The organism is Lacticaseibacillus saniviri JCM 17471 = DSM 24301, from assembly GCF_001311785.1.
GTDB classification, from domain to species: domain Bacteria; phylum Bacillota; class Bacilli; order Lactobacillales; family Lactobacillaceae; genus Lacticaseibacillus; species Lacticaseibacillus saniviri.
The window spans coordinates 29,661-44,820 of record NZ_BBBX01000019.1; the positions used below are offsets into that span (position 1 = coordinate 29,661).

General features: G+C 48.1%; 15 protein-coding genes and 4 pseudogenes. 10 read left to right on the top strand and 9 right to left on the bottom strand.

Annotation, left to right across the window (positions count from 1 at the left end):
• Window positions 1-56: 56 nt before the first annotated feature.
• Entirely contained in the window at window positions 57-815 is a 759-nt protein-coding gene (locus JCM17471_RS09935) for a hypothetical protein (RefSeq protein ID WP_054777756.1), read from the bottom strand.
• A gap of 93 nt (window positions 816-908) precedes the next feature.
• Here JCM17471_RS09935 and JCM17471_RS14160 point away from each other — a divergent pair, with 93 nt between their 5' ends.
• The 3 genes and pseudogenes from JCM17471_RS14160 (at window position 909) to JCM17471_RS09945 (ending at window position 2,857) form a co-directional block, all read left to right on the top strand.
• Entirely contained in the window at window positions 909-1,061 is a 153-nt protein-coding gene (locus tag JCM17471_RS14160; protein WP_156321680.1) for a hypothetical protein, read from the top strand.
• A gap of 166 nt (window positions 1,062-1,227) precedes the next feature.
• Complete coding sequence (locus JCM17471_RS09940; protein ID WP_054777757.1) at window positions 1,228-1,587, top strand: hypothetical protein; 360 nt, start codon at window positions 1,228-1,230, stop codon at window positions 1,585-1,587.
• Window positions 1,588-1,647: 60 nt separating this feature from the next.
• A pseudogene (locus JCM17471_RS09945) lies at window positions 1,648-2,857 on the top strand (multidrug efflux MFS transporter).
• A 234-nt stretch (window positions 2,858-3,091) separates the two neighbouring features.
• Here JCM17471_RS09945 and JCM17471_RS09950 read toward each other — a convergent pair.
• Window positions 3,092-3,757 carry a DUF2238 domain-containing protein gene (locus tag JCM17471_RS09950; protein WP_054777758.1) on the bottom strand — a complete coding sequence of 222 codons (666 nt, stop codon included), beginning with the start codon at window positions 3,755-3,757 and terminating at the stop codon, window positions 3,092-3,094.
• Window positions 3,758-3,864: 107 nt separating this feature from the next.
• Here JCM17471_RS09950 and JCM17471_RS09955 point away from each other — a divergent pair, with 107 nt between their 5' ends.
• Window positions 3,865-4,305 carry a hypothetical protein gene (locus JCM17471_RS09955; RefSeq protein WP_054777759.1) on the top strand — a complete coding sequence of 147 codons (441 nt, stop codon included), beginning with the start codon at window positions 3,865-3,867 and terminating at the stop codon, window positions 4,303-4,305.
• Between the two features lie 300 nt (window positions 4,306-4,605).
• Here the strand turns inward: JCM17471_RS09955 and JCM17471_RS09960 are convergent, their stop codons facing one another.
• The 5 genes and pseudogenes from JCM17471_RS09960 to JCM17471_RS09975 form a co-directional block, all read right to left on the bottom strand.
• The gene (locus JCM17471_RS09960) at window positions 4,606-5,298 is read right to left on the bottom strand and encodes an energy-coupling factor ABC transporter ATP-binding protein (RefSeq protein WP_054777760.1); all 693 of its coding nucleotides are present in this window, start codon (window positions 5,296-5,298) and stop codon (window positions 4,606-4,608) included.
• Window positions 5,299-5,313: 15 nt separating this feature from the next.
• Window positions 5,314-5,946, bottom strand: a complete 633-nt coding sequence (locus JCM17471_RS09965) for a CbiQ family ECF transporter T component (protein WP_054777761.1) — start codon at window positions 5,944-5,946, stop codon at window positions 5,314-5,316.
• Window positions 5,943-6,110 carry a hypothetical protein gene (locus JCM17471_RS14165; protein WP_156321681.1) on the bottom strand — a complete coding sequence of 56 codons (168 nt, stop codon included), beginning with the start codon at window positions 6,108-6,110 and terminating at the stop codon, window positions 5,943-5,945. The genes JCM17471_RS09965 and JCM17471_RS14165 overlap by 4 nt, the downstream gene beginning before the upstream one ends.
• Window positions 6,091-7,079: pseudogene (cbiM, locus tag JCM17471_RS09970) on the bottom strand (cobalt transporter CbiM). Before cbiM ends, JCM17471_RS14165 begins: the two are co-directional and overlap by 20 nt.
• A 120-nt stretch (window positions 7,080-7,199) precedes the next feature.
• Window positions 7,200-7,864, bottom strand: a pseudogene (locus tag JCM17471_RS09975) (Crp/Fnr family transcriptional regulator).
• A 210-nt stretch (window positions 7,865-8,074) separates the two neighbouring features.
• Between JCM17471_RS09975 and larA the strand changes: the two are divergent.
• The 6 genes and pseudogenes from larA to larE all read left to right on the top strand — a co-directional run bounded on the left by larA (window position 8,075) and on the right by larE (window position 13,539).
• Window positions 8,075-9,349 carry a nickel-dependent lactate racemase gene (gene larA / locus JCM17471_RS09980; RefSeq protein ID WP_054777762.1) on the top strand — a complete coding sequence of 425 codons (1,275 nt, stop codon included), beginning with the start codon at window positions 8,075-8,077 and terminating at the stop codon, window positions 9,347-9,349.
• Between the two features lie 159 nt (window positions 9,350-9,508).
• Window positions 9,509-10,276, top strand: coding sequence for a nickel pincer cofactor biosynthesis protein LarB (larB, locus tag JCM17471_RS09985; protein WP_054777763.1), 768 nt, complete (start codon window positions 9,509-9,511; stop codon window positions 10,274-10,276).
• A 67-nt stretch (window positions 10,277-10,343) separates the two neighbouring features.
• Window positions 10,344-11,620: pseudogene (gene larC, locus JCM17471_RS09990) on the top strand (nickel pincer cofactor biosynthesis protein LarC).
• Between the two features lie 36 nt (window positions 11,621-11,656).
• Entirely contained in the window at window positions 11,657-12,370 is a 714-nt protein-coding gene (gene larD, locus JCM17471_RS10000) for a D/L-lactic acid transporter LarD (protein WP_054777764.1), read from the top strand.
• 5 nt (window positions 12,371-12,375) lie between these two features.
• Window positions 12,376-12,681 carry a hypothetical protein gene (locus JCM17471_RS10005; RefSeq protein ID WP_054777765.1) on the top strand — a complete coding sequence of 102 codons (306 nt, stop codon included), beginning with the start codon at window positions 12,376-12,378 and terminating at the stop codon, window positions 12,679-12,681.
• A gap of 27 nt (window positions 12,682-12,708) precedes the next feature.
• Window positions 12,709-13,539 (top strand): ATP-dependent sacrificial sulfur transferase LarE, encoded by an 831-nt coding sequence (larE, locus tag JCM17471_RS10010; RefSeq protein WP_054777766.1) that lies wholly within the window; start codon window positions 12,709-12,711, stop codon window positions 13,537-13,539.
• 219 nt (window positions 13,540-13,758) lie between these two features.
• On the opposite strand, the gene JCM17471_RS10015 is transcribed toward larE, so the two are convergent.
• Together JCM17471_RS10015 and JCM17471_RS10020 are read right to left on the bottom strand one after the other, a co-directional pair.
• Window positions 13,759-14,565, bottom strand: coding sequence for a KxYKxGKxW signal peptide domain-containing protein (locus JCM17471_RS10015; RefSeq protein WP_054777767.1), 807 nt, complete (start codon window positions 14,563-14,565; stop codon window positions 13,759-13,761).
• 257 nt (window positions 14,566-14,822) lie between these two features.
• Window positions 14,823-15,086, bottom strand: a complete 264-nt coding sequence (locus tag JCM17471_RS10020) for a type B 50S ribosomal protein L31 (protein WP_054777768.1) — start codon at window positions 15,084-15,086, stop codon at window positions 14,823-14,825.
• Between the last annotated feature and the right edge of the window lie 74 nt (window positions 15,087-15,160).

The following is a 15,160-nucleotide window of genomic DNA, read 5'->3' on the forward strand; positions in this document are numbered from 1 at the left end:
TTATCACGTTAATGCTCATCGTGCCGATGTTCATTTTTCGGCGCGCTTTATCTATTTTAATTGATAAGGTCCGATTCAGCCACCTTATTCTGATCGAACTGCCATTGCTTGGTCATTCGGTTCAGCGTCAAGCTACCCACTTGATTGCCGACCACGTCACGTTCCGGTATGAACCGTTGTGTCGGTTGAATCACTGGTAATTTGACGTGTTCGCGTGAGAAAATAACATGAGAGAAGTCAAAGACAATCCCATCTGTCATCAGTTGGCGCAGTGGTTTCAGCGTTTCTGGTGGCACAATCGGAAATTGTTGTTGGCGCAGACGTAACCAAAAAGGCTGCTCATTCGCTGCCCAACGTAGGTGTCGCCGAATCGCGGAAGACAGCGCAAAATCAAACGCACTGAGATGCCGAAAATACAGATTCGTCATGGCATTATGTAGTGGCAATACCACAAAGTTATTCTGTAACTTATAATAGAATGGAGATTGCATGTGGGTCTTCATATGTCCCAGATACAACAACTCGGCAATCTCGCTTGGCGTTAGTTCCTGCAGATAGGCGCCATGCTGGTAATCCAACCAGCTACGTCCAGAAGCCTCCTGACTACGCATGAATGTGCTCACGGCCTCTTGCCCACTGATCACATTAAAGCCGGTGTGGGGATCAATGAATTCATCTTCATCGATCGGTGGCAACAGCAAAACATGGTGTGGGGCCTTTGCGGGTTCGTGCACGATATCACTTGCGGCCAGGCCATACGTCAAGAAGAGATGTGCAAATGGTTCAAAATTAATGTAGATCATTGAATTTCGCAACTGAACTCTGCTCCTTTTAGCCTAATCAAAGTGATTATACAGCTTTAGTTTCATGATATCAGCAAATTACTAAAATGATAAGGAGAGTTTGTCATGATTTCGTTTCCAGCGCACTTACCCGAACCTGAATTACCGCTGATAGCACCGCATCCAGCCATCCCAAAAACTATTGGGAATTACTCAATCAGGGCCAGTGGCCACAACGCTTCTGGTTACCGACAGACGAACCGACAAGTGACGGGATGACCGGGGTCGCTATCCACGCCTTTGCGCGACTGAGTGACACCGCAATCGCAACCACGCTCCCCGATTACCTCATCCCGTTTGCCCATGATGGTCATCAATATTTTGTTTTGATCTGAGCACCGAGACGCCCGCCATTCGCTACGTCGACACCGAGGTTGATCAGTGGTTGGTCGTCGCTCCAGATTTTGATCATTTTATCACTCAACTGACCACGGCTCCGATTCAGGTCAGCGAGCAAGATTCTTATCAAAAATGGGCCCACATGGCACTACTCGCCAATGCTGAGGAACTGCCAGCGGTCTTAGCAGTTGGTCGCGAATCACTCATCATGTCCGATTACTTGGCGTGGTTGATCTATTTTACAGGTGAAAGCCCTGCTAAACAGCAAGTGGCGCTGGATGCCTACGCGTTTGTCCGTGATTTCATGGGCAGTCATCTCACGATTGGTCAGGCCCAGCAAGTGGATGCGGCATTCCGTCACAGCGCTGTTTCACTACAGTTTCACACACTTGCAGAAAAGTGGTAGACTAATCGAATATATCAATTCATAAAAGGTGGTGCTCTCTTGCGAAATGCACTTAGCAACATGAGGCTATTTCGTCGCCGCCAACCTTGGGAACAGAATCTCCTAGTGCTGTGGTTCGGTAACTTTATGGCTGGGGTGGCTTTTTCGTTAATTATGCCATTTATGGCGCTTTACATTGATACCTTGGGGAACTTCACGCAGCTCCAACTGAACTTTTGGAGTGGACTCACCTTCTCCTCGACGTTCTTGGTGACAGCCATTGTCTCACCACTGTGGGGGCGCTTAGCCGATCGTCGCGGACGCAAACTGATGCTTCTGCGCGCGAGCTTAGGGATGGCTTTCGTTCTGGGTTCCATGGGGCTCGTCAACAGTGTTTATCAGCTGGTGGCACTGCGCTTACTCCAAGGTGTCTTCTCTGGTTACATCAGTAATGCGAATGCGTTGATTGCGACCAGCGTCCCACGTGAACAGAGTGGGAAAGCACTGGGCACGCTCACAACCGGGAACGTGTCCGGTACATTGCTCGGCCCATTATTAGGTGGGTTGATTGCGGATCTCTTCGGTTATCGCGCCACATTCTTTGTGACCGGCGGCATTCTCTTACTCGTCTTCTTGCTGACGTTCTTCCTGGTCCACGAAACCTTCACGCCAATTGCAAAAACTGACCAGGTCTCTGGTGGTCAGATTCTGAAGCAACTGAAGTATCCCCATGTCATCATTGGGATGTTCGTGACAACCTTGATTATTCAAGCCAGCAATAACTCGATCAGTCCGATTTTGAGTCTGTACGTCCGGCAATTGCTGGGTGGGCACGGCAAGGTCGCGCTCATCAGCGGCATCATTGCCTCGATTCCCGGGATTGCAACATTGATTGCTGCCCCACGATTCGGGGCGTTGGGTGACCGCATCGGTACGCAAAAGTGTTGATGGCCGGTCTTGCGTCGGGATACTGGTTTATATCCCTCAAGCGTTCGTTCAAAATGCCTGGCAGTTGGGTGGCTTGCGTTTCTTAGTCGGGATTGTGGATGCGGCACTTTTGCCACAGGTTCAAACCCTGCTGGCCAAGTACAGTCCGCATCAAAACGCGGGCCGTATCTTCAGCTATAATCAGTCTTTCCAAGCGATGGGGAACATGATTGGCCCATTGATTGGATCAACGGTTTCTGGGGTGTTCGGCTATTCAAGTATTTTCTTTGCGACATCGCTCCTCATCATCGTCAATTTCGTCTGGGTGCGTTACAGCACGAAGGAATTGCAGGAAGAGGCATAGAGTGCGAAGCCACACGATTTGGCTGTGAGCACGTTTAGAGCGTGACAATCCCCGTTTAACAATCGAGTATTAACGGACTTTGAGTGGCATGGCGGGTTAGACCATGCGCGAAAAGTGAGTTAGACGGAGATTGTTGGGGATTGGAGCGCGTTTACGTAGCGGACAATCCATATCAAAAGGCGTTATGACAACATCAATGAATGCTGTCATAACGCCTTTTTTCACTGTCTTATATTAAGCTTTCTTATCAACATGGAACATGAACTTATCCAGCCAGTGCCAATCGCGCTTGATACCGAAGTAACCAGCAACGGCCAGCGCCAAGGAGCCAAAGAAATCAGCGAACAAATCCCCCATGGTATCCATCAATGCGGCCCGGCCTTGTAACAGAGTGTGGCCGACCATGTACCGCTGCATGTTCATACCGAGTAACCCATCGAAGGTGAATTCATAAAACTCCCAAACCACACCAATCATGGTACCAAAGGCGACGGCAAACAGCGCCATCAGGAGTGGATTCACTTTGGGGAGGCGCTCTTTTGGTGTTAACTGACCGAACAAGGCAAATCCTAAACCGGCTAACATCGCCGCCGAGAAGAGATGTTCATACTTGTCCCAGTAAGGAATGTCATAGAACTGCATCCCGGTTCCCAGCAGGATACTCATAAAAATAAAGATCTCATAGAGCCCCACCAACAGGACTGGAAAACGGAAGTGAAAGAGGCGCTCCAGAATTTTGGGAATTGAAACAATCACAATACCCGCTGCCACTTGCGCTAGTAACTGTGATTGACCCGCAAACTGCGGCTTACCGGCCAACATCATGCCACCATAATAAAGAATATACGCCACTGCGCCCACAATATTGAGCCAATACAACCAATCAATTTTTCGATTCATGTGATTTTCTCCTTTTCTAAAGTGTACCCAGCAATGCGAATAGGTGCAAGTTCGCGCGCTTTTGACTATAATGAGTGTAATCAAGCGGACTGAAGGGAGTTTTTGTAATGCCAATTCATACACTATCTGAAGATGAATTATTAACGATGAGTGCGACTGTCATCAGTGACGTCAGCTCAGGCTTCAAGTTTCCTTACTATGTCAACGACCTGAATCACGATGCCAACTTCGACCTCGAACACACCAAGACCACTCTGGAGTTGGAACTCACCTTGCTCAACGATCCCGATCCTAAACGCAGCATCAGTTTCTACAGCGACGGTGACAACGATCCCGTTCTGGGTGGTGCCGCCAACGGCCAAGTGCTCGTGCGACACGGTGCAACCTTCATTTACCTCAACGACGGCTACATGGATTCTTATGTCATCATCTTAAAGGATGGCGCCATCGTTCAAAATCTCAAACTCGAACAACAGATTCTTTCAGGCCCTGAAGTTGAAAGCTTCATCGACGAAATCGTCGGCCGAGCTGAATCAGAAGCAAAATAAACGCAAAAATGCCCGCCAAAACTTATTCGTTCTGGTGGGCATTTTTTGTTGGTTAAAATCAGTAAGCGCTGATGGCACAAACCACCATCGCTGGTGGAAAAGTTTGGGGGAACTTTATTGGGAGTATAAGTTAATGTGTAGGTTAAGTAGAACACGAGGTTCTCCTAACATATTTTTAGTATAGCAAAATTATTTTTATTTTTGACGCAACATTCGTAAGAAAACTTTTCCAAATATGAAATATATATTATCTAAAACCTATCCATTATATTCTCTGCGTCGCTAATAAACGTTTAGTGTTTACAAGCGATTCAGAAGCTCTTCTTGCGCCACCGTGAGTGCACTTGTCTCTGTCGCAAAATCGAGTTGATGATTCTCGTTGAGCGTCACAATGCGGTCCACCATGGGTACCGTCTTAGCAAAATCATGACTCGACATGATGATGGTCTTCCCGTGTGCATGCAACGTATTCAGGAGATCAATCAAGCGATTCTGATAACTGATTGCTAAGCCGTTGAACGGTTCATCCAAAATAATCGTCTGCGGGTTCATGGTCAGCACACTACCCAGTGCAACCAGTTTCTGTTCCCCACCCGACAGCTGATAGGGCACCCGATTGGCAAGTGATGCCAATCCCAGCAAATCAATGACATCCGCCACCCGTTGTTGCACGGTTGCTTCCGGCAATCCCAACTGTAGTGGTCCGAATGCCAATTCATCGGTGACCGTCTCATTGAACAACTGCACGTCACTATTTTGGAACACGAAGCCCACGGTTTGTCGTAGTTGGTCAAAATCCGGTGTGGCATGTTGATAAGTATAGGTACCCGCAGTTGGCTTCAGCAAACCACACATCAGCTTAAATAAGGTCGACTTCCCCGATCCGTTGGGACCCATAATCGCCACCGCATCACCGGCATCGATGGTGAAACTCACCTCATCGAGGCCCACGGTATCCGCATATTGATAACTCACGCAATCAAATTCAAACATCATTTCTCCTTTTGTCTATCTGTGACCCAACCAAACGGCTAAGCCCACAATCAACACATTGCGTACCACCAAACCCCAATCAGCCATGTGCCATTGGAGATGGGTGCGGGCTGGTGTTTCCGTGTAACCGCGCAACCACATGGCTTGATATAATTCTGTTGCCTGGTGCCGACTTTGCAGATAGAGTAGCCCCATCAAGCGCGTCGCCAATGCCAGCGGATGTGTGAGGTAACCACCGCTGCGCAACCACACCGCTTCCAGATTGGTTTGCAACCGGCTGCCCAGAACGTGACTGTATTTGACCGTGATATCCAGCGTCAAAATAAACAGACTCGGCACATGCAACTGGCGCAAAGCAACCAACAAGGTGCGCCAGCTAACGCGATGCCGAAACGACTGCACGGCGAGCATCACTAGTGCTAACCGCGCCAACCACCAGAGCGCTGTCACCCAGTTGGTAATCAAGAGACTGGGTAAAATCACGATGCCACTGATCAGTGTGGCGCGCAACGTGCCGTGTAAGACACCGTTCATCAATGCACCCGGCAATTGCATCAAGGTGAGTAGTTGCAGTAACAACAGCAACCACAACAATAAGCCATTCTGGCACACCATCGTGACAGTAATCGTCACGAGCAGTGTGATCACTTCGACCCAGGCGCTGGTTTTGTCGCCATCACATGATGTGATTCATTGAAGTGAGCCAAGACGTGTGACAGATTGAGCAGATTCTTGGTCAAGAACCGCCCCGCTGGTTGCGTTGGTTGTGCAGGCTGCTCTTCAGTTAACCAATCAGGAAACGACTTTGGCATGACGTGCCCCCACGATTTTGACAATAATCCCAATCAAAATCAGCGCCGTGGCAGCAGAGAGCACATACCCCACTGGTGCCGGAATGCCGGATAACCCGTAATCGGCTAACAACGCGTGAAAGTCCATGCCATGCGCCATGCCCCGTGGAACCGCCGCATGCATGTGATTGGCCTTGAGTTGTGCAACAACGCCGGCCGTATCCCACTCACCCCAAGCGTCGCCGGATGCCAGTAACCCGAGTGGTGACAAAAACGCCATCACACCGAGCAATGGTAACCAGATGCGACCGACGCGACTCGGTTCATTTGGTGTTTCATACAATTCATCAGGTGCACTCTTTTGCACGAATTGATAGACCAGCACGGTCACCACCGCTTCAATCCAGCCGACCACTAACATGTGTGCACTCAACATGGCAGGCACACTGATACTCAGTGGATAGGGACTGTAGAGCGGTTGGCCACTGGCGGTGTGTGCAATCAAGGGTTGAATCCCGAGCTCAACTCCCGCTGCTAATGCGGCAAAATTGATACCGAAGTACCCTCCGACAAATGCACCTAGCTTGGGATGCTTGAATCGCTTGCCCAACATGAACAAACTGTAACCGACAAATGGCATGATGAAGCCCATGTTAAAGACGTTCGCACCATAAGCCAAGATGCCACCATCCCCGAACACAAAGGCTTGGAGCAGTAGCGCGATCGATATCGATAGACACGCCGCCCACGGCCCCAATAGTATCGCGAGCAACGTCGCGCCAACCGCATGTGCTGTTGTCCCACCAGGAACCGGCACGTTAAACATCATGATGAGAAAAGCAAAGGCCGCACCCACACCAATCAGTGGGACAGTGGCCTTTTTTGCTTCAATTTGAACCCGACTTTTTAATGAGACCGTCCACACCGGTGCCATGGCAGCAACCACGCCGCACATGTCGTTGGACTCAAGTAGTTATCTGGAATATGCACAACAAAAACTCCCTTTATCGCAATTTATCTCGTCATTTGAAAGGTGCACTAAAGAAACTGGTCGGTCTGCGACGAAAAAATCGCTCCGGCCATTGAACCGACTATCACCGTCGTAACAGCTTAGTTAGCAATATTGTCGAGTAAGTAACTCACGTTTTTGATCAAGAATTTGTGATCCTGCATCTCGAACACCCCATTTTGGCGCAAGGTGTTCAGCATGCGATTGACACTGCTGCGCGAACTGATTCCCGTGAAGTTTGCGATGTCCTCATTGGTGACCACAAAGTCAATCAAGATACCATCGGGAACTTTGACCCCGAATAGATCAATCAAACTATATAGGAATTCACACAGCGCGCCGTTTTTACCATTCATCACCATTCGCTGAATGCGATAGATGTTTTCAGATAATTTTTCCGGTAATAATTCTTCACGTAGTCGCCAAGTTCTGGTGTCGAATTGACATAGTTCCAGAAAGTGACGCGATCAATTTGAAAGAAGGTGGCTTCATCGGATTCAATCCGAACGTTAAAAGGTTGCTCAGTGTACTTAGACACTTCATCCCGCAACAATGAAATCACATCAGGTTTCGTGATGTAAGAGATATTGTATTCCCGGCCATCCTGCAGAATGATCGAGTTTTTGATAATGCCATTGATCAATACATATGTATAGCGTTCTTCCAAACCGTGGTAGGTCAAGTAAGTGTGACGCGTCTTTTTGATCTTGGGGACGTGGCGCTCCTCTAAGAAGTTAATCAAGAATTCAATATCAGTGAGAACCATTTTCTTATCGTGCCTTTCGTTTTCTTTAATGACGTCTTTATCGATTATAAGTCTTTATGACGTGAAAAAGTTAACAAATGTTATATCCATTTGCCACTTCCATTTGTTGTTTCAGAAAGTAAACGCACCCTATTTCAGTAACTTGTATAACTAAGAGCGTACGTTTTTTGACGCACATCAAAATTATGTGTCACGAAAGGAAGCATTCTGTTGGTATCCATCAAATTGCCATACGACCAAAAAACGATTACCGCCAACATTGACGACAAGAATTTTGCCGGCAAGTTAGTTTCACAAGCGGCGACTTACAAAGCCACCAAGAGTGAAAACGAATTGGTTGAAGAATCGTTAGATAACCCTATTGACAGTCCTAAATTAGAGGAACTGGCCAAGGGGAAGAAGAACATTGTGATCATCTCTTCTGATCACACGCGTCCTGTGCCATCACACATCATCACACCGATTTTGTTACGGCGCCTCCGCTCTGTCGCTCCTGACGCACGCATCCGGATTCTGGTTGCGACCGGTTTCCACCGTCCATCCACACACGAAGAATTGGTCAACAAGTACGGCCAAGAAATTGTGGATAACGAAGAAATCGTGATGCACGTCTCAACTGATGACTCATCCATGGTCAAGTTAGGCCAACTGCCTTCTGGTGGGGATTTGATCGTCAACAAGGTGGCTGCAGAAGCTGACCTCCTAATTTCTGAAGGCTTCATTGAATCTCACTTCTTCGCTGGTTTCTCTGGCGGTCGTAAGTCTGTGTTACCTGGTGTTGCCAGCTACAAGACCATCATGGCCAACCACTCCGGTGAATTCATCAATGATAAGCATTCACGTCCCGGTAGCCTTGATCACAACTTAATCCACAAGGACATGTTCTACGCGGCACAAACAACCGGTTTGAAGTTCATCTTGAACGTTGTTTTGGATGAAGATAAGCACATCATCGGTTCATTTGCTGGGGACTTAGACAATGCTCATCGGACCGGTGCCGCATTCCTCGAAAAGTTATCCCATGTGGATAAGATTGAATCCGATATTGCGATTTCCACAAATGGTGGTTATCCACTGGATCAAAATATCTATCAAGCTGTCAAAGGGATGACCGCTGCTGAAGCAACAAACAAAGAAGGCGGCGTCATCATTATCGTTGCCGGCTGTCGTGATGGTCACGGTGGTGATGGTTTCTACCATAATATTGCGGATGTTGAAGATCCTAAGGAATTCTTGGATCAAGCCATCAACACCCCACGCCTTGAAACCGTGCCTGATCAATGGACTTCACAAATCTTGGCTCGCATCCTGGTTCATCACCATGTCATCCTCATGTCCGACTTAGTTGATCCAAAACTGGTCACCGACATGCACATGGAACTCGCAACCAGCATCGATGAAGCTTTGGAAAAGGCTTATGCCATTGAAGGCAAAGATGCGAAGGTCACTGTGATTCCTGATGGCTTAGGTGTCATTGTTAAATAATGAGGAGTGATGGGTGGCGATGAGTACGAACGAACTTTGATGGCTAACCCCGTGAATTTCCGGGGTGCTATCAAAGTTTCGTCGACGGAATCGCCAATCACTCCGAACACGTTATCACGCAACAAAGTAGCAAACAAACATAGTTTATGAAAGAGGTAGATGACGTTGGCAGAAGACGTTTTAGGGTTACTCAAGGCGGTTGCACAACACGAAATTGCGATTCAAGATGCCGCCGCACAGTTGCAAGAAGCACCAAGTGACGACCTTGGTTTCGCCAAAGTCGACCTGGCGCGCACCAAGCGCAACGGTTATCCCGAAGTGATTTATGGTTCCGGCAAAACAGCCGCACAGATTATCGACATCATGGCATCACTCGAACGCCACGATCAAAATATTTTGTGCACGCGCTTGAGTGCTGATAAATATCAACAGATCAAAGCGCACTTCCCTAAGGCGGTGTATCACGAGGACGCACGGATTCTGACGCAAATTGCGCATCCGTTAACAGAAACAGCCACATCCATTGCGGTTGTAACTGCGGGTACCTCAGATATTCCCGTCGCTGAAGAAGCTGCTGTCACCGCTGAAACTTATGGCAATCGCGTTGACCGGATCTATGACGTCGGTGTTGCCGGCATTCATCGCCTCTTTGAACATCTGGATGAGATTCGCTCGGCACAAGTCGTGATTGTGATTGCGGGCATGGAAGGCGCACTCGCCAGTGTTGTTGGCGGCTTAGTTGATGCCCCACTGATTGCGGTGCCAACTTCCATCGGCTATGGCACCAACTTTGGTGGCATTACCGCTCTGATGACCATGCTCAACAGCTGTGCATCAGGCATCACCGTCGTCAATGTCGACAATGGCTTTGGCGCTGCTTATTCCGCAAGTATGATCAATCATTTGACCAGTAAGGAGGATCACTAATGCGAACCTTGTATCTCGACGTCATCTCTGGTATCAGCGGTGACATGTTCTTGGGCGCCTGCTCGATTTGGGGGTCGATCTTGAAGCCGTCAAAACTGAACTGGCAAAGCTCAACGTTGCCGGTTACAGCCTGAGTGCTAAAAAGACGGCGCAAAGTGCGATTTTTGGGACCAGCTTCCGTGTCCAACTCGACCACGGCACCATGGACACCGGCTTTACTGAACACACGCACGACCATCATCACGATCATGACCACGACCACAGTCATGACGCCACCCCTTATGTAGCAGATGCCCATGAACATACCCACCAACATGAGCATGACCATGAACGCGGTCATCACCATCATCATGGTGGTGCACGGCATTATACCGAGATTGTTGACCTGATTCAAAGTGCTGCCTTGAGCGATTACGTCAAGCAACACGCATTAGCGATTTTTAAAGCCATCGCCGAAGCTGAAGCCAAAGTCCACAACGTGTCGATGGCCGAGGTTCATTTTCACGAAGTCGGTGCGGTGGATTCTATCGTCGATATCGTCGGTGGCTGTATCGCGCTGGAACAACTGCACGTTGACCGCGTAATCTCCAGTCCACTGGTCGATGGAACAGGCTTCATCACCGTGGCCCACGGTAAAATGCCGATTCCGGTCCCCGCTGTCATGCAAATGCGTGCCGGGACCAGCATTCCGGTTCATCAACGTGACGATATACATACTGAACTCGTCACCCCAACTGGGATGGGCATTGTCAAAACTTTGGTCACCACCTTTGAAGCTTTGCCAAGTAATTTGACCGTTGAAAAAGTCGGTTATGGCTTTGGTACGCGAGACATTGGTCAAATCAATGCCTTACGTGTCATGCTCGGCACCACCGCACCGCTCAGCCAACAAGTGGTTGAAACCAATGCGGATGATGTGCTCGAGATGAGCGCCAACATCGACGATCAATCCGCTGAAAGCTTGGCACCAATCATCGACCGCCTCGTTGCAGCCGGTGCCTACGATGCCTACTTTGAACCCATCCAGATGAAAAAAATCGGCCAGCGCTTAAGCTGACCGTGCTCGCCAATCCTGTTGATCAAGCTGCGATGACCCACTTGTTATTGCAGCACACCACAACGGCTGGCGTGCGGTACCAAACCTTACATCGCACCATCATGCAACGCCATTTTTCAACCGTCACTACCGAATTCGGTGATGTGCGGGTAAAGCACTTAACTTATCAAGACATCGAGAAGACGAAACCTGAATTCGAGGATTGCGAACGTATCGCTAACACCCGGGGTATCACGCTTCAAGAAGTCTACCGCGCCGTCTACCGGCAATTGGACTCGGCACTATAGCAGACAAACCATTACTAATTTTTTGGAGGAATTATTGTGATACATCAACTAATAGCTGAATTTATGGGAACCGCCCTCATGATCGTTTTTGGGGTCGGCGTGCACTGCGATACGGTGTTGAAAGACACCAAGTATAATGGCTCAGGTCACTTGTTTGCAATCTCGACCTGGGGTTTTGGGATTTCGATTTCACTGTTCTTATTCGGTAACGTTAGCATCAATCCAGCCATGGTGCTTGCACAATGTATTTTAGGTAACATTTCATGGAGTCTTTTCATTCCTTATTCACTGGCTGAAGTCTTGGGTGGTGTTGTCGGCGCCATCATCGTTTGGATCATGTACAAGGATCACTTCGATGCATCTGTTGGCAAAATCGATCCCGTCACAATCCGGAACATCTTCTCCACCTCACCTGGTATCCGCGACTTACCTCGTAACTTCTTTGTCGAAGCGTTCGCAACCTTCATCTTTATCTCAGGGATCTTAGCGATTGCTTCACTCAAGGACACTGCTGGTGTCGATATCGGTGTTGGGTTGCTGGTTTGGGCCGTTGGTATGGGTCTTGGTGGGACCACCGGGTTCGCGATGAACCTGGCGCGTGACATGGGACCTCGGATTGCTCACGCGATTTTACCTATCAAAAACAAGGCTGATAACGATTGGCAATACGGGATCTTAGTTCCTGGGATTGCACCATTCGTTGGCGCCATCTGTGCTGCCTTCTTCATGAAGGCCTTCTGGGGGATGTAAACAACATGCATCAAACTTATCAAAATGAGTCACACATTGTGCGTCTGCTCTCACTCGCTAGCCAATCTTCAGCGAATGCGACCATTCAGTGCAGCCTGATTGAGGCCAGCTTAATGATCGAACGCTTAGATCCTAATGAAGAAGGCGTGGCCCACTTTGTTGATGAGGCGTTTGCCATCAACATCGCCCTACTCAAGGGTCTGGATACCATGGTCTACACCGATTATGAAGCAGTGAATCAACAAGTCGCCCAATTGCGCGGCTACGTTGAATCTCAGCAACGTGATTTGAATCAACCTGTTCACGAATAATCAAACAAACTAAAGGAGATCATCATAATGGAACTTTCTAACAAGCAACAAGTTTTAGCTGACACATTGAAGCCAATGGGCAAGGTCTTAGTTGCCTTCTCCGGTGGGATTGACTCCACATTAGTTCTCAAGACCGCAATGGATGTTTTGGGTAAGGATAACGTTTTGGCTGTGGTTGCCAACTCTGAATTGTTCACCAACGAAGAATTCAACAAGGCAATGGCTTTGGCACAAGAATTAGGTGCTAACGTAATGGGCACAGAACTCAACTACTTGAGCGACGAACACATTGCTAACAACACACCTGAAACATGGTACTACAGCAAGAAGATGTTCTATGCACGCATGAACGAAATTACTGCTGAAAAGGGCATCAACCACGTTCTCGATGGTATGATTATGGATGACAACAGCGACTTCCGTCCAGGCCTTGTTGCCCGTAACGAAGCCGGTGCCGAATCTGTTTTACAAACAGCTGACTTCTACAAGGATGACGTCCGCGAAGCTGCTAAGAACCTCGGCTTGAAGAACTGGAACAAGGTTGCTTCTTGCTCCGTCTCTTCTCGTTTCGAATACAACACACATTTGACAATCGCTAAGATCAACCGCGTCATGGCTGCTGAAAAAGCATTGCGTGACATGGGCTTTGCTATCGTGCGTGTTCGTGACCACGGCGAAATTGCTCGCGTCGAAGTACCTAGTGATACCTTGGTTGACTTTGCGGCTAACGCTTCCGTTATCAACAACAAGTTACAAGCATTAGGCTATGAATTCGTTACCGTTGATATGGCTGGCTTCAAGTCAGGTCGTATGAACGAACAACTTGACGAAGCAACTAAGTCAGCATTAATGGCTTAAGAGCGCGACAAGCCCCGCTCAGCAATCGAGCACTAACAGGACTAGCGGTAAATTGCGGTTTGTGCAATTGCCGCTAGTTTTTGTTAGGCGGAGATTGTTGGGGGTTGGAGCGCGTTTAGAGCGTGAATTCACACGCTTTGACCGTGAGCACTAGCTAGTAGAAACGCCCTAGGATTAACCAATTAAGGTTAATCCTAGGCGTTTCTTATTCAGAATAAATTAATGACGGGCTTGGAATTTCACATAAGCACCATCAACCCATTGATTAGTGTCAAGTTGATAGTACACGTGATTCCCAACAGTGGCCTTCCCATAAACAAGCCATGAAGTCCCGTTAGGCAATTTTAGGCCGGTGTTTTCTGTGCCATCAGCCTTACCCCACACAACAATACTGTAGCCTGGAATATACGTTACCGTAGCAGTACCCTTGGCGGATTGGATTGTGCCAAGCACCATGCCGTTTGCCTTGACCCACTGATTAGTCCCAACACGATACCACAGTTGCTTGTCACTTGTGATCACAGAAGCGCTGATATGCCATGAAGATGCTGGCCACAGAATCTGACCGGTCTTTTGCCCAGCTACACCAGGTGCTGTGTAAACAGTGAGACTAGCCGCGCCGCTCACAAAACCGACACGAGTTGATGACTTATATGTATCAGGAATGGCATCAACAATGACACCTGTGCCCTTAATCCATTGATTGCCACCCAAGTTATACCATGTGGTTCCAAACGCATCAGTATTGTCTTGATAGACTTTCCAATCAGTACCTTCTGCTAAGTACTTCCCTGTTACTTGTCCGTCAACTGCATCATACACAGGCGCTTTGAATGTCCCCTGAACGATTGTTGCTGTCTTGGTTACAGGCGTACTAACCTTATTAGAAGGGGCCACTACAGCTGTGGTAGCCGCCTGAACATTTTGGCCCAACATTGCAGACATGCCGAGTGCTGCTAATGCAACACCAGCTGTCACCCAGAGTTTGCCAGCTTTATACATCTTGAAACGTAATTTCTTAGTCATTGCGTTTCCTCCTTTTGAATTCATCGTGACGGCAACCGAATGATATGATAATCTCCGAAATGCGTACGATGATTAAAATGGTGTCATCAGTGTCAAAATCATTTTGAAAGACATTGAACGTTGACACCACACCAAGTCTCATTTTAACACGATTCATATGCTGTCTGTACTGCCATGGGCAAAATCACTGAGATTCCGAGCATTTTATCAAATAAAAAGACTCGTTCTTTGCGAACGAGTCTTTTTTAAAATACGTCTTACTTAGCAGCGTTAGCGTCCTTAAGACCATACTTCTTGTTGAAGCGGTCAACACGGCCGTCAGCTTGAGTGAACTTCTGCTTCCCAGTATAGAATGGGTGGGAATCTGAAGAAATTTCAACACGGATCAATGGGTAGGTGTTACCATCTTCCCATTCAGTTGTTTCACTTGAGCCTTTAGTTGAGCCGGAAAGGAACTTGAAGCCAGTTGCTGAATCTAAGAAGACAACTGGATGATACTCTGGATGAATGCCTTGCTTCATAATTTTCTACTCCTTTGCCCTAAGCCATTGCCTGACCTAGAGAGATATTCAATAACCCTACTAGTTTAACACGC

What these genes read in the sequence shown, in the direction of transcription:
- JCM17471_RS09950 (WP_054777758.1), bottom strand. Translation starts at nt 3,757, where the DNA reads ATGAATCGAAAAATTGATTGGTTGTATTGGCTCAATATTGTGGGCGCA.
- larE (WP_054777766.1), top strand. Translation starts at nt 12,709, where the DNA reads ATGGAACTTTCTAACAAGCAACAAGTTTTAGCTGACACATTGAAGCCA.
- JCM17471_RS10015 (WP_054777767.1), bottom strand. Translation starts at nt 14,565, where the DNA reads ATGACTAAGAAATTACGTTTCAAGATGTATAAAGCTGGCAAACTCTGG.
- JCM17471_RS10020 (WP_054777768.1), bottom strand. Translation starts at nt 15,086, where the DNA reads ATGAAGCAAGGCATTCATCCAGAGTATCATCCAGTTGTCTTCTTAGAT.
- JCM17471_RS09955 (WP_054777759.1), top strand. Translation starts at nt 3,865, where the DNA reads ATGCCAATTCATACACTATCTGAAGATGAATTATTAACGATGAGTGCG.
- JCM17471_RS09960 (WP_054777760.1), bottom strand. Translation starts at nt 5,298, where the DNA reads ATGTTTGAATTTGATTGCGTGAGTTATCAATATGCGGATACCGTGGGC.
- JCM17471_RS14160 (WP_156321680.1), top strand. Translation starts at nt 909, where the DNA reads ATGATTTCGTTTCCAGCGCACTTACCCGAACCTGAATTACCGCTGATA.
- JCM17471_RS14165 (WP_156321681.1), bottom strand. Translation starts at nt 6,110, where the DNA reads ATGCCAAAGTCGTTTCCTGATTGGTTAACTGAAGAGCAGCCTGCACAA.
- JCM17471_RS10005 (WP_054777765.1), top strand. Translation starts at nt 12,376, where the DNA reads ATGCATCAAACTTATCAAAATGAGTCACACATTGTGCGTCTGCTCTCA.
- larB (WP_054777763.1), top strand. Translation starts at nt 9,509, where the DNA reads ATGACGTTGGCAGAAGACGTTTTAGGGTTACTCAAGGCGGTTGCACAA.